This is a genomic window from Bacillus sp. A01H (genome assembly GCF_045277205.1).
Lineage (GTDB): Bacteria > Bacillota > Bacilli > Bacillales > Bacillaceae_G > Bacillus_A > Bacillus_A paranthracis.
On the sequence record NZ_CP117702.1, the window covers coordinates 155,001 to 168,935 of the forward strand.

The 13,935-nt window shown below is 38.7% G+C and carries 10 protein-coding genes, 9 tRNA genes and 2 rRNA genes (1 of these 21 cut by a window edge); all 21 read left to right on the top strand.

The window, feature by feature from the left end; all coding sequences use genetic code 11:
• Positions 1-445 (top strand): 23S ribosomal RNA (locus tag PSR14_RS00885) (it extends 2,478 nt beyond the left edge of the window).
• Between the two features lie 87 nt (positions 446-532).
• A 5S ribosomal RNA gene (gene rrf, locus PSR14_RS00890) occupies positions 533-648 on the top strand.
• 9 nt (positions 649-657) lie between these two features.
• Positions 658-732, top strand: a tRNA-Asn gene (locus PSR14_RS00895).
• A 4-nt stretch (positions 733-736) separates the two neighbouring features.
• Positions 737-809, top strand: a tRNA-Thr gene (locus PSR14_RS00900).
• Between the two features lie 24 nt (positions 810-833).
• Positions 834-908: transfer RNA gene (locus tag PSR14_RS00905), tRNA-Glu, on the top strand.
• A gap of 5 nt (positions 909-913) precedes the next feature.
• Positions 914-989, top strand: a tRNA-Val gene (locus PSR14_RS00910).
• Positions 990-1,006: 17 nt separating this feature from the next.
• Positions 1,007-1,090: transfer RNA gene (locus PSR14_RS00915), tRNA-Tyr, on the top strand.
• A 65-nt stretch (positions 1,091-1,155) separates the two neighbouring features.
• Positions 1,156-1,230 (top strand) — tRNA-Gln (locus PSR14_RS00920).
• 5 nt (positions 1,231-1,235) lie between these two features.
• Positions 1,236-1,311 (top strand) — tRNA-Lys (locus tag PSR14_RS00925).
• Positions 1,312-1,316: 5 nt separating this feature from the next.
• A tRNA-Gly gene (locus PSR14_RS00930) sits at positions 1,317-1,388 on the top strand.
• Between the two features lie 10 nt (positions 1,389-1,398).
• Positions 1,399-1,471: transfer RNA gene (locus PSR14_RS00935), tRNA-Ala, on the top strand.
• A 115-nt stretch (positions 1,472-1,586) separates the two neighbouring features.
• On the top strand, positions 1,587-2,732 hold the full coding sequence (locus PSR14_RS00940; RefSeq protein ID WP_000869602.1) for a glycerate kinase: 1,146 nt from the start codon (positions 1,587-1,589) through the stop codon (positions 2,730-2,732).
• A gap of 209 nt (positions 2,733-2,941) precedes the next feature.
• Complete coding sequence (gene rocF / locus PSR14_RS00945; RefSeq protein ID WP_000711569.1) at positions 2,942-3,835, top strand: arginase; 894 nt, start codon at positions 2,942-2,944, stop codon at positions 3,833-3,835.
• A gap of 248 nt (positions 3,836-4,083) precedes the next feature.
• On the top strand, positions 4,084-4,905 hold the full coding sequence (gene cdaA / locus PSR14_RS00950; RefSeq protein WP_001115701.1) for a diadenylate cyclase CdaA: 822 nt from the start codon (positions 4,084-4,086) through the stop codon (positions 4,903-4,905).
• Positions 4,898-6,385, top strand: a complete 1,488-nt coding sequence (locus PSR14_RS00955) for a YbbR-like domain-containing protein (protein WP_098487033.1) — start codon at positions 4,898-4,900, stop codon at positions 6,383-6,385. The genes cdaA and PSR14_RS00955 overlap by 8 nt, the downstream gene beginning before the upstream one ends.
• Positions 6,378-7,724: a phosphoglucosamine mutase gene (glmM, locus tag PSR14_RS00960; RefSeq protein WP_000521474.1), complete on the top strand. Its 1,347-nt coding sequence runs from the start codon at positions 6,378-6,380 to the stop codon at positions 7,722-7,724. The genes PSR14_RS00955 and glmM overlap by 8 nt, the downstream gene beginning before the upstream one ends.
• A 286-nt stretch (positions 7,725-8,010) precedes the next feature.
• The gene (locus PSR14_RS00965; RefSeq protein WP_001208183.1) at positions 8,011-8,196 is read left to right on the top strand and encodes a hypothetical protein; all 186 of its coding nucleotides are present in this window, start codon (positions 8,011-8,013) and stop codon (positions 8,194-8,196) included.
• 12 nt (positions 8,197-8,208) lie between these two features.
• Positions 8,209-10,011, top strand: coding sequence for a glutamine--fructose-6-phosphate transaminase (isomerizing) (gene glmS / locus PSR14_RS00970; RefSeq protein WP_000334168.1), 1,803 nt, complete (start codon positions 8,209-8,211; stop codon positions 10,009-10,011).
• A 369-nt stretch (positions 10,012-10,380) separates the two neighbouring features.
• Positions 10,381-11,190 carry an alpha/beta fold hydrolase gene (locus tag PSR14_RS00975; RefSeq protein WP_098487034.1) on the top strand — a complete coding sequence of 270 codons (810 nt, stop codon included), beginning with the start codon at positions 10,381-10,383 and terminating at the stop codon, positions 11,188-11,190.
• A gap of 407 nt (positions 11,191-11,597) precedes the next feature.
• On the top strand, positions 11,598-12,329 hold the full coding sequence (gene gntR / locus PSR14_RS00980; RefSeq protein WP_098487035.1) for a gluconate operon transcriptional repressor GntR: 732 nt from the start codon (positions 11,598-11,600) through the stop codon (positions 12,327-12,329).
• On the top strand, positions 12,322-13,857 hold the full coding sequence (gene gntK / locus PSR14_RS00985; RefSeq protein WP_000100545.1) for a gluconokinase: 1,536 nt from the start codon (positions 12,322-12,324) through the stop codon (positions 13,855-13,857). Before gntR ends, gntK begins: the two co-directional genes overlap by 8 nt.
• Positions 13,858-13,935: the final 78 nt, after the last annotated feature.

Genomic DNA, 13,935 nt, shown 5'->3' on the forward strand with positions numbered 1-13,935 from the left:
GCTTATCTCCCCCAAGAGTCCACATCGACGGGGAGGTTTGGCACCTCGATGTCGGCTCATCGCATCCTGGGGCTGTAGTCGGTCCCAAGGGTTGGGCTGTTCGCCCATTAAAGCGGTACGCGAGCTGGGTTCAGAACGTCGTGAGACAGTTCGGTCCCTATCCGTCGTGGGCGTAGGAAATTTGAGAGGAGCTGTCCTTAGTACGAGAGGACCGGGATGGACGCACCGCTGGTGTACCAGTTGTTCTGCCAAGGGCATAGCTGGGTAGCTATGTGCGGAAGGGATAAGTGCTGAAAGCATCTAAGCATGAAGCCCCCCTCAAGATGAGATTTCCCATAGCGTAAGCTAGTAAGATCCCTGAAAGATGATCAGGTTGATAGGTTCGAGGTGGAAGCATGGTGACATGTGGAGCTGACGAATACTAATAGATCGAGGACTTAACCATATAATATGTAGCAAATGTTATCTAGTTTTGAAGGAATATATAATTTTCTTCTTGACATTTCGAAAGAAATGTTTATAATGATAAAAGTCTGGTAATGATGGCAGAGAGGTCACACCCGTTCCCATACCGAACACGGAAGTTAAGCTCTCTAGCGCCGATGGTAGTTGGGACCTTGTCCCTGTGAGAGTAGGACGTTGCCAGGCTAATATTATTCCGCAGTAGCTCAGTGGTAGAGCTATCGGCTGTTAACCGATCGGTCGTAGGTTCGAGTCCTACCTGCGGAGCCATTATGCTTCCATAGCTCAGCTGGTAGAGCACTTCCATGGTAAGGAAGAGGTCACCGGTTCAAGCCCGGTTGGAAGCTTGGGAATAGGTTTAAAACTTTTTTGGCCCGTTGGTCAAGTGGTTAAGACACCGCCCTTTCACGGCGGTAACACGGGTTCGAATCCCGTACGGGTCACCACTTTTGGAGGATTAGCTCAGCTGGGAGAGCACCTGCCTTACAAGCAGGGGGTCGGCGGTTCGATCCCGTCATCCTCCACCATATATATTTTAAATGTCGGAGGGGTAGCGAAGTGGCTAAACGCGGCGGACTGTAAATCCGCTCCTTCGGGTTCGGCAGTTCGAATCTGCCCCCCTCCACCATTTTCTTTAAAATAACCTGAGAGGGTTTATTTTTTTGAAAAGATAACCATACTAGTAAATATTAATGGGCTATAGCCAAGCGGTAAGGCAACGGACTTTGACTCCGTCATGCGCTGGTTCGAATCCAGCTAGCCCAGCCATTTACGAGCCATTAGCTCAGTTGGTAGAGCATCTGACTTTTAATCAGAGGGTCGAAGGTTCGAGTCCTTCATGGCTCACCATTTTTGCGGAAGTAGTTCAGTGGTAGAATACAACCTTGCCAAGGTTGGGGTCGCGGGTTCGAATCCCGTCTTCCGCTTAATTACTAAGGGGCCTTAGCTCAGCTGGGAGAGCGCCTGCCTTGCACGCAGGAGGTCAGCGGTTCGATCCCGCTAGGCTCCATCTAATAGAGAAAGCTTACATCATATGATGTAAGCTTTTTTTGTGTTTAAAAAGACAACTTTCATACTTGTCATTTAAAATAGAGAAAACGTGAAAATAAAGGATGGGGATAATTATGAAAGTTGTTATTGCATCTGATTCATATAAAGAAAGCTTAACAGCTATAGAAGTATGTGAAGCTATTGAAAGAGGTTTTGGAGCAATTTTTCCTAAAGCAGAGTACGTAAAAATACCAATTGGAGATGGAGGGGAAGGAACGGTCGATTCCCTTGTTGATGCTACAAGCGGGAGGATTATATCATTTCATGTGACAGGACCGCTTAGAGAGAGCGTACAAGCCTTTTACGGTATGTCTAAAGATAAAAAGACAGCGTTTATTGAAATGGCAGCAGCATCAGGCTTACAACACGTTCCGGCTAAAAAGCGAAACCCACTTATTACGACGACGAAAGGAACAGGAGAACTTATACTACATGCGCTAGACGAAGGAGCTGAGCATATCATTTTAGGACTTGGGGGAAGTGCTACAAATGATGGAGGAGCGGGTATGTTGTCAGCTTTAGGAGTCAAGTTCATAAATGGAAAAGGAGAAGTAATAGAGCCGTCTGGTGGAACGTTACATTCGATTGTCTCTATTGATTTTTCACAAATGGATTCACGCTTAAAGCATATAAAGATAGAAGCAGCATGTGATGTAGATAATCCGTTAGTTGGAATAAAAGGAGCATCTTTCGTATTTGGACGACAAAAGGGTGCGGATGAAGAGATGATGAAAGAGCTGGATGAGAATTTAAAGCATTATGCGCATATCCTTAAACAATACCTATTTTGCGACGTATCTAAAATACCTGGTGCAGGAGCTGCAGGAGGTATGGGTGCAGCTGTTATTGCAGTGCTAAAGGGAGGCTTGCGGAGAGGAATTGAAATTGTATTAGATTATACAAATTTTGATAAGCATATAGAAGGTGCAGATTTAATTATAACTGGCGAAGGGAGAATAGATGAACAAACAGCATATGGAAAGGCACCAGTAGGTGTTGCGGAGCGTGCAAAGCGTCTTCATATTCCTGTCATTGCGATTGGGGGATCAGTATCTCCGAATTACTCGGCTGTTCATGAAAAAGGAGTTGATGCAGTATTTAGTATTACAACAAGTCCGATGACATTAGAGGAGGCATATAAAGTAGCAGAAGAGAATATTGAAATGACAGCAAAGAATATTGCAACAGTGTGGAAAATAGCATCAGAAAAACCCTTCTAAATGCGGGAGTGTTTTTTATTATTATCTAATAATAATGATAGTAGTTGCTTCATTAAGTTAACTTTATACATAGAATAGTCTTAACATTTGGATTTTGAAGCGAATATAAGTGAATAATTTGTATATCCATACAGAAAAATGTCGAGTTGAGTCAGACTATATAAAAGATTTAAAATATTTAGTGAAGGCACAAAAGGGGGATACTATCTATGAAAAAAGAAATCTCAGTTATTGGAGTTCCAATGGATTTAGGGCAGATGCGTCGTGGCGTTGATATGGGACCAAGCGCAATCCGTTATGCAGGTGTAATTGAAAGAATTGAAGAAATTGGATATGACGTTAAAGATATGGGAGATATATGTATAGAGAGAGAAAAAGAAGTAGATGTAAATACAAGCTTAAGAAACCTTACACAAGTTGCAACTGTATGTAACGAATTAGCAAGTAAGGTGGATCATATTATAGAAGAAGGGCGTTTTCCACTTGTATTAGGTGGCGATCATAGTATCGCTATTGGTACATTAGCTGGTGTTGCGAAACATTATAAAAACCTAGGTGTTATTTGGTATGATGCACATGGTGATTTAAATACAGAAGAAACTTCACCATCTGGAAATATTCACGGTATGTCACTTGCAGCAAGTTTAGGGTATGGACATCCCACGCTTGTAGATTTATACGGGGCATATCCAAAGGTGAAAAAAGAGAATGTCGTAATTATCGGTGCACGTGCATTAGATGAAGGAGAAAAAGACTTTATTCGAAATGAAGGTATTAAAGTATTTTCAATGCACGAGATTGATCGTATGGGTATGACGGCTGTTATGGAAGAAACAATCGCGTATTTATCTCATACTGATGGTGTGCATTTATCATTAGATTTAGATGGTCTTGATCCTCACGATGCACCAGGAGTTGGAACACCTGTAATTGGTGGCTTATCTTATCGTGAAAGTCATTTAGCAATGGAGATGTTAGCGGAAGCTGATATTGTTACATCTGCCGAGTTTGTTGAGGTAAATACGATTTTAGATGAGCGAAATAGAACGGCAACAACAGCGGTTGCTTTAATGGGTTCTTTATTCGGTGAAAAACTAAAATAAATGTAAGAAAAGCAACTGAGAAGTTGCTTTTTTTATTTGAAAATAGGCGTATAATAATGATTTATATTATACTGTACGATAAGAATGTTTGACATCTTACCAATTTAGACTAAAGGGGGTTGTTTGTAATTGTCGTTTGTTTCATGTATGGTATAATTAACTAGTTGTTGGAAATACATACAGATAGAGCATAAAACAATATTTCAATATATGGATAGAATTGCTCGTAAGTAGGAGGAAGGGTTAGCATGCCTTTTGAAGATACGACCATTTTGAAATATCTTAGTACGGCATTAGATATTGCCGTTGTATGGTTTATTATATATAAGCTAATTCTCATAATCCGAGGGACGAAAGCTGTTCAACTTTTAAAAGGGATTACAGTTATTATTGTCGTTCGGATGATCAGTATTTTTCTTGAATTGCGAACGCTATATTGGCTAACTGAACAAGTATTAACGTGGGGATTTTTAGCCGTTATTATTATTTTCCAGCCAGAATTGCGAAGAGCGCTTGAGCAGCTAGGACGCGGGAGTTTATTTTCGCGTACTGGAACTCACGAGGATGATGAGCCTGAAATGGTTGCAACAGCGATAGCGAAAGCAACGGAATATATGGGGAAACGTAGAATTGGTGCATTAATTACCTTGTCAAAAGAGACCGGTATGGGTGATTATGTAGAAACGGGTATTCCGCTAAATGCAAACGTATCATCGGAATTACTCATTAATATTTTCATTCCAAACACACCTCTTCACGATGGAGCAGTAATTATGCAAGGAAGTACCATTAAAGCAGCAGCTTGCTATCTTCCGTTATCGGAAAGTCCATTTATTTCTAAAGAGTTAGGAACTAGGCATCGCGCTGCAATGGGAGTTAGTGAAGTTACTGATAGTATTACAGTAGTTGTGTCGGAAGAAACAGGCCAAATTTCTTTAACGAAAAATGGTAAGTTGCATCGTGATTTGAAGACAGAACAACTGAAAGATATGTTGTTATCTGAATTTAGTGCGAACGAAAAAACGACTTCTTCGTCTTTATGGAATTGGAGGAGAAAGCGTCATGGATAAGTTAATGGAGAATCATTGGTTTTTAAAGGGGATCTCATTACTATTGGCGTGTATGCTTTTTATGTCAGCGACTTTAACTGAAAAAAATACGACATCGGGGATACTACCTTTTGCAAATGATGCGAAAGAAACATTAACTAATTATGCTATTAACGTTAAGTATGATGAAGAGAAATATATTGTAAGTGGTATTCCGGCAGAGGGCGTTAAGGTGAAGTTAGAGGGTCCAAAAGCAGCAGTTGCTACGGCAAAAGCGAAAAAACAATTTGATATACCAGTTGATTTGAGAGGTAGCGAAAAAGGAACGTATGAAGTTTCTTTGAAAACGAATGGACTTCCAGATGATGTGAAAGGAACAGTTCAGCCATCAACAATTAAAATTACTCTTCATGAAAAAGCGAGAAAATATGTTCATGTAGACTTGAAATTATCAAATGAGGATCAAATGCCAGCTGGTGCTACTCTCGAAAAATCAAACATTAAACCTGATACGGTTGAGGTAGTTGGGACGAAAGAAGAAATTGAAAGTATTTCATCTGCTAAGGCGTATGTTGATTTAAAAGGTGTTAATAAAACTGTTACAAAAACAGCCGAAGTTACATTATACAATAAAGAAGGAAAACGTTTAAATGTAAGAACAAGTCCATCTAAAATTAGTGTAACGTTGAATGTGGCGACGCAAGCTACGGCCAATAATACTGAAAAAACTGTTCCTATAACATATGCGAAAAAGGGGAGTTTACCGGAAGGATTGGCCGTTACAAATATTAGCGTTGAGCCGAGAGAAGTAACGATAGCAGGTCCAAAAGATATATTGGATAATATACAATCGATAGAGGGGGTCGAAGTAGATCTTAGTCAATTGACAGAGTCTACAACATTCGATACCTCTGTTTTATTACCAAAGGGTGTAACAAGTGCGAAGCCAAATCAAGTAAAGGTTTCAGTAGGCGTACAAAAAACAAAACAAACGAAAACAAGAACGATTGATGGTATATCAATTCAAAAAAATGGACTTTCTAAAGACGTTACGGCCCAGTTACTTTCGCCGCAAGATGGGAAGATAAGCGTTGATATTTCAGGAGAAACAAGTATAGTAGATAAAATAACAGCTGCTCAAATAACAGCAGTGATTAATCTACAAAATGTGTCTCCTGGGACGAAGGATGTTGCTATTCAAGTGGGTGGCCCTGGTAATATTTCAATAGAGCCAAAACAAAAAAGTGCTAAAGTTACAATTGTGAAGAAAGAAAATCCCGATAAAGAAGTACAGGGTAACGGTGAGCAACCAAATTCAAATAATAATAAAGATAATCAAACTGAAAAACCAAAAAATCCTGAACCTGAACCTAAGCCTGATCCAGAAAAGGAAAAGGAAAAGGAGAAGGAATCGGAACAAAATGAAGATAAAGAAACTAGCCAAGAGCCAACAGTAGATAATCAAAAAGAGCCAGAAAAAGGAGCGAATCATAATGGGTAAATATTTTGGTACAGATGGAGTACGCGGGGTTGCGAATAAGGAGTTAACACCTGAATTAGCGTTCAAAATTGGACGTTTTGGTGGTTATGTATTAACAAAAGATACAGACCGTCCAAAAGTAATTATCGGCCGTGATACACGTATATCAGGACATATGTTAGAAGGAGCTTTAGTAGCAGGTCTATTATCAACTGGAGCAGAAGTAATGCGTCTTGGTGTTATTTCTACACCAGGTGTTGCTTATTTAACGAAAGCGTTAGATGCACAAGCTGGTGTTATGATTTCTGCATCTCATAATCCAGTACAAGATAACGGAATTAAATTCTTCGGTTCAGACGGTTTTAAATTAACAGATGAGCAAGAAGCAGAAATTGAAGCTTTATTAGACAAAGAAGTGGATGAATTACCACGTCCAACAGGTACGAACCTTGGGCAAGTGAGTGATTATTTTGAAGGTGGACAAAAGTATTTACAATACATTAAACAAACTGTAGAGGAAGATTTCTCAGGTTTACATATCGCTTTAGATTGTGCGCATGGTGCTACGTCTTCTTTAGCTCCGTACTTATTTGCTGATTTAGAAGCTGATATTTCAACAATGGGAACTTCACCAAACGGTATGAACATTAACGATGGAGTAGGTTCTACGCATCCAGAAGTATTAGCTGAATTAGTAAAAGAAAAAGGTGCTGATATTGGTCTTGCTTTCGATGGTGATGGTGACCGTTTAATCGCTGTAGATGAAAAAGGAAACATTGTTGATGGCGATCAAATTATGTTTATTTGTGCAAAGTACATGAAAGAAACTGGTCAACTAAAGCATAATACAGTTGTTTCAACAGTTATGAGTAACTTAGGTTTCTACAAAGCACTTGAAGCTAACGGTATTACAAGTGATAAAACAGCAGTTGGTGACCGATACGTAATGGAAGAAATGAAGCGCGGAGGTTACAACTTAGGTGGAGAACAATCAGGCCATATTATCTTACTTGATTACATTACAACTGGTGATGGAATGTTAAGTGCACTTCAACTTGTAAACATTATGAAAATGACGAAAAAACCATTATCTGAGCTTGCAGGAGAAATGACAAAATTCCCGCAATTACTAGTAAACGTTCGTGTAACAGATAAAAAACTAGCACTAGAAAACGAAAAAATTAAAGAAATTATTCGTGTTGTAGAGGAAGAAATGAATGGTGATGGCCGCATTCTTGTTCGTCCATCTGGAACAGAACCACTTATTCGTGTAATGGCAGAAGCACCAACACAAGAAGTTTGTGATGCATATGTACATCGCATTGTAGAAGTTGTGAAAGCGGAAGTTGGCGCTGAATAATTTAATAAATTTATTGAAAAGGAGCACAATAAGTGCTCCTTTTTCATATGTTTTATAGATGGTGAAAAAATTTTCATTGACGGTTTATCCATGTTTGTTATAAGATGGTCTTGTTCTTTTTCTCAAAGGAAATATTGTAAATTATAGAAGCGCCAGAACTACAAGTAGTGTAGTTGACGAGGTGGGGTTTATCGAGATTTCGGCGGATGGCTCCCGGTTGTTCATCACAACCGCAAGCTTTTACTTAAATCATTAAGGTGACTTAGTGGACAAAGGTGAAAGTGTGATGAGAGAAAAGGAACGGATACAAACTAGCTGTATAAGTATATACGGACTTAAACCCAATCGAGAGGAAGGTGAAAGCCGTTACAAGCTTACAGGGCTAGCAATATGTAATCCGTTTTTTAGTATAAATAAAAATGGTATCGGACTATGTCGTTACATGTTCGCAGAGCAGTGTAAGCATTTGTAACGGCGACTAAACATGTGTGGAATCGTAGGATTTATTGGAGAGCAAGATGCAAAGGAAATTTTATTAAAAGGTTTAGAAAAGCTAGAATATCGTGGATATGATTCAGCAGGTATTGCAGTACAAGCAGAGAACGGTGTTGTTGTATACAAAGAAAAAGGCCGTATTGCAAAACTTCGCGAAATCGTAGATGAGAACGTAGCAACAAGCGTGGGGATCGGTCACACACGCTGGGCTACACATGGTGTTCCGAGCAAAGTAAACGCGCATCCGCATCAAAGTACATCAAAGCGTTTTACACTAGTTCATAACGGTGTAATTGAAAACTATGAGTTAGTGAAGAAGGAATATTTACAAGATGTCACGTTCGTAAGTGAAACGGATACAGAGGTTATCGTACAGCTTATGGAACAACAAGTGAGCACAGGACTAAGTGTAGAAGAAGCGTTCCGTAATACGCTATCTCTTTTACATGGCTCTTATGCAATCGGATTACTTGATGCTGAAAATCCAAACATGATTTATGTTGCTAAAAACAAAAGCCCGCTATTAGTAGGTGTTGGTGACAACTTTAATGTTGTGGCGAGCGACGCTATGGCGATGTTACAAGTTACAGATCAATTTATTGAATTAATGGATAAAGAAATTGTAATTGTAACGAAAGAAAGTATTACAATTAAAAACTTACAAGGTGAAACGATTGAACGTGCACCGTTTACAGCGGAATTAGACGCAAGTGATATTGAAAAAGGAACATACCCTCATTTCATGCTTAAAGAAATCGATGAGCAACCACTTGTTATCCGTAATATAATTCAAAAGTACCAAGATGAAAATGGCGAGATTGAATTAGATCAAGACATCCGCAATGCGATTTTAGATAGCGATCGTATTTACATCATTGCATGTGGAACAAGTTATCATGCAGGTCTTGTTGGAAAACAATTTATCGAGAAGTTTGCAAAAATGCCAGTTGAAGTGCATGTAGCAAGTGAATTCTCTTATAACATGCCATTATTAACAGAAAGACCATTCTTCATTTACATTTCACAAAGTGGTGAAACAGCTGATAGCCGTGCAGTACTTGTACAAACAAATGAAATGGGTCATAAAGCATTAACAATTACAAACGTACCTGGTTCTACACTTTCTCGTGAAGCGGATTATACACTTCCGTTATACGCGGGACCAGAAATCGCCGTTGCATCAACGAAAGCTTACACAGCACAGCTTGCAGTACTTTCAATTTTAGCTGCAGATATTGCTAAAGCAAAAGGTGAAGTTCTTGGTTTTGACTTAACACACGAACTAGGACTTGTAGCAAATGCAATGGTACAACTTTGTGATCAAAAAGAAGAAATGGACGCATTAGCAAAACAATTTTTAGCAACAACTCGTAACTGTTTCTTCATCGGACGTAGCGTAGACTTCTACGTAGGATTAGAAGGAGCGTTAAAGCTAAAAGAAATCTCTTACATCCAAGCAGAAGGATTTGCTGGAGGAGAATTAAAACACGGTACAATCGCTTTAATCGAAAACGGTACACCAGTTATCGCACTTGCTACACAAGAACACGTAAACCTTGGAATTCGTGGTAACGTGAAAGAAGTAGTAGCACGCGGAGCTAACCCATGTATCATCTCAATGAAGGGCTTAGAAATGGAAGGTGACAGCTTCGTATTACCAGCTGTACACGAAGCACTAGCACCGCTAGTAGCAGTTATTCCATTACAACTTATCTCATACTACGCAGCACTTCACCGCGAGTGTGACGTTGATAAGCCACGTAACTTAGCTAAGTCTGTTACGGTTGAGTAGGAGATTAGTAGGTTAGTAAATATATTGTAGTTTTGAAATAAAGTTAAGACGTTTATAAAAAAGGTGAGATGCTTTATCTCTTTAATCAAAGAATTGTAAATAAGCTATGATCAAACTTTTTTATAAAACATAAACATAAACATAAACCTGTTGGATAAGAAACCATTTTGATTAGACTTTTTCAAAATGGTTTCTTTTTATTCATCATAGAATACGGTTTAACACAGTATTTTTAATCAAACTTTATTTTAAAGCTACACATTGCTTTTTCTTATGGTGAATTTGTTTCTTAGTTATTTCCTGCATTTTATATCATTCACCAATCATGTAATGTTAAGGGAGATGACAAAAGAAAGGAAGAATGTACAAATGAGTATAGTAAAAAACGGAACATTGCAAGTAATTGGAGCAAGCATCTATTATGAGGCGCGTGGCTCGGGTCCAATTCTTCTTTTGATTCATGGTGGGGGTGGTGATGCCGACAAGTTCCATAATGTCGCCGACCATCTTGCTAAATGGTATACCGTTGTTACTTACGATCGTCGTGGTCATTCCCGTAGCAATCTCGTCAATAAAAATGAGGATTACCATGTGCACACGCATAGCGAAGATGCTCATCGGTTGCTAGCTAATCTGACCAAAGAACCGGCTTATGTATTCGGAAGTAGTTCTGGTGCTGTTATCGGACTTGATTTGTGCATACGTCATCCTGAGCAGGTACAGTTACTAATTCCACACGAACCGGTTTTATTACAACTTTTATCTGAAAATGAGTTGAAGCAGGCTATAAATTTCATGGAAGACCTTAAAGGGAATCATCAAAGTGAGGTCATGAAGTTATTGTCAAATATTGATGATAGTAATTCCGAACCATCGAAGGATATGCTAACAGAGCGACTACTTGGCAATTCGATGTATTTCACTGATTATGAAATCCCGGGAATTCTCAGCTATACTTTAAATATCGATGCATTAAAGTCCCTATTAAAACCTGCATCGATACAGGTACGTCCAGCTGGTGGAAGTATTTCAAGAGAAACTTTTCCTTATCATTGCGCATTCAACTTAGCAGAACACCTCGGAACAGAATTCGCAGAGTTTCCAGGACATCATGTGGGTTATAACACAGTGCATCATAAAGAGTTTGCTGAGAGGTTACATGATGTTATTGAGAATTAATCGGGAAACTATCAATGAGCAGTGTATAAACACAATAGCGCGAATAGATATTCATGGAGTTACAAGACAATACGTAATTTAGGGTTTTGTCTATATGTCTAAATTAATTTCAAAGCATCAGCAGAATATGAACAACTAAAAAAGCAGCTACCTCTCCATTTAAAGGTAGCTGCTTCTTTTTACATAGATTCTATAATTATTTGTCTTTCATACCACTTGTTTAGTTTTCCATTTCCTAAATCTTCTTTATCAACAATAATAGTTTTGGGGTGACTTGATTTGTTAGCTTAATAATTATGGGCTTTCCTCTAATAGAACCAACGCGAACAATAAAAGCGCTTGCATAATTAGAAATCCGAGTTATAATACTTGTATACAAGTATACTTGATTAACACGAGGTGGATTTATGACGAAATCAATGGAATTTCTTTATCCTGAAAAATGGCTTTCAAAAGCTTCTACAGGTGATCGTGTTGCGAGCGAATTGAGAATGCGCATTATTGCAGGTGCGATTGAAAGCGGTACCATCCTGTCAGAAAATAAAATAGCTGCCGATTTTTCTGTAAGTCGGTCACCCGTTCGTGAAGCATTAAAATTACTAGCTTCTGAAAATATTATTCGCTTAGAAAGAATGGGCGCAGTTGTCATTGGTTTAACCGAGAAAGAAATTGAAGAAATATATGATGTTCGTTTACTTATAGAAACGTTTATCTTTGAGCGACTTGGAAAGATGGACACAAATGATTTAGTAAGAGAACTAAATAAAATAATGGAAATGATGAGAATCGCCATTAAGTATCATGATTCTGATGAATTTTCTTATCAAGATCTCTTATTCCATGAAACGATTATTCGAACCATTGAGCATTCCTACATCCTGATGATTTGGAATAATTTAAAGCCTGTTATGGAAAGCTTAATCCTTTTATCAATGCGTACTCGTTTCAAGGAAAAGTACGAAGATTTTGAACGGATTATTAAAAATCATGAGCTTTATATAAAAGCAATCGAATCAAAAGATCGAGCCCTCATGATTAAGGCCTTACATCAAAACTTTGATGATGTTCAAGGGAAAGTCGAAGACCTCTGGATGTCACAACAAATGTTATCTAAAGGAGTTGAGCAAGGACATGAGTAGCTATATGTTAGGTATAGATATCGGTACAACAAGTACGAAAGCAGTTTTATTTACTGAAAAAGGCGAAGTCATTCAAACCGAGAATATTGGTTATCCACTTCGCACACCGGATATATCCACAGCGGAACAAGATCCAGAAGAGATTTTCCAAGCTGTTTTACAAGCGATATCAAATATAACGAAACAGCATTCAGATAAAAAACCATCGTTTATTTCATTTAGCAGTGCTATGCATAGTGTCATTGCCATGGATGAAAATGATCAGCCGCTGACACCTTGTATCACTTGGGCAGATAATCGTAGTGAAGCATGGGCACATAAAATCAAAGATGAACTGAATGGCCATACAGTTTATAGACGAACAGGAACACCTATTCACCCAATGTCACCATTAAGTAAAATTACATGGATTGTGAATGACCATCCGGAAATTGCGATTAGAACGAAAAAATATATTGGAATCAAAGAATATATCTTCAAAAAATTCTTTGATCAATATGTTGTTGATCATTCCATCGCCTCGTGCATGGGTATGATGAACTTAAAAACGCTAGATTGGGATGAGGAAGCTTTAAAAATTGCTGGTATAACCTCAGCTCAATTATCTAAACTCGTACCAACCACCAAAATATTCAGCAACTGCAATCCAGATTTAGCCCAAAAGATTGGTATCGATTCCCAAACATCGTTTGTCATTGGTGCCAGTGATGGGGTGCTTTCTAATCTAGGTGTGAATGCAATTCGGAAAGGGGAGATTGCTGTCACAATTGGAACAAGTGGTGCTATTCGGACCATCATTGATAAACCACAAACAGATAAAAAAGGAAGAATATTTTGTTATGCCTTAACAGAAAAGCATTGGGTAATTGGTGGACCAGTAAACAATGGAGGGATGGTCCTTCGCTGGATTCGTGATGAACTTGCTTCATCAGAAGTAGAAACTGCGAAAAGACTAGGAATTGATCCATACGATGTATTAACTAAAATAGCAGAACGCGTGAGACCTGGTGCAGACGGATTATTATTCCATCCGTACCTCGCAGGGGAACGTGCACCATTATGGAATCCAGATGTACGTGGCTCCTTCTTCGGTTTAACGATGTCACATAAGAAGGAACATATGATTCGTGCAGCTTTAGAAGGTGTTATATATAATTTATACACTGTATTTTTAGCATTAACAGAATGTATGGATGGTCCTGTAACTCGTATTCAAGCAACAGGCGGTTTCGCAAGGTCTGACGTTTGGCGACAGATGATGTCCGATATTTTTGCATCTGAAGTCGTTGTTCCAAAGAGCTACGAAAGCTCTTGTCTAGGCGCATGTATATTAGGTCTCTATGCCACAGGAAAAATTGATTCTTTTGAAATCGTTTCCGAAATGGTTGGTAGTACCTACAAACATACACCGAAAGAAGAAGCAACAAAAGAATACAGACAATTACTGCCTATATTTATTAACCTATCAAGGGCACTAGAAGACGATTATACACGCATTGCAAATTATCAAAGAAATTTAATAAAGTAAAATTTTCATCAGTAATCCCCCACGCCTCGCTTCTATCTAAAACACGAGGTGGGGGCCTTACTGCCCACGAATAGCGGG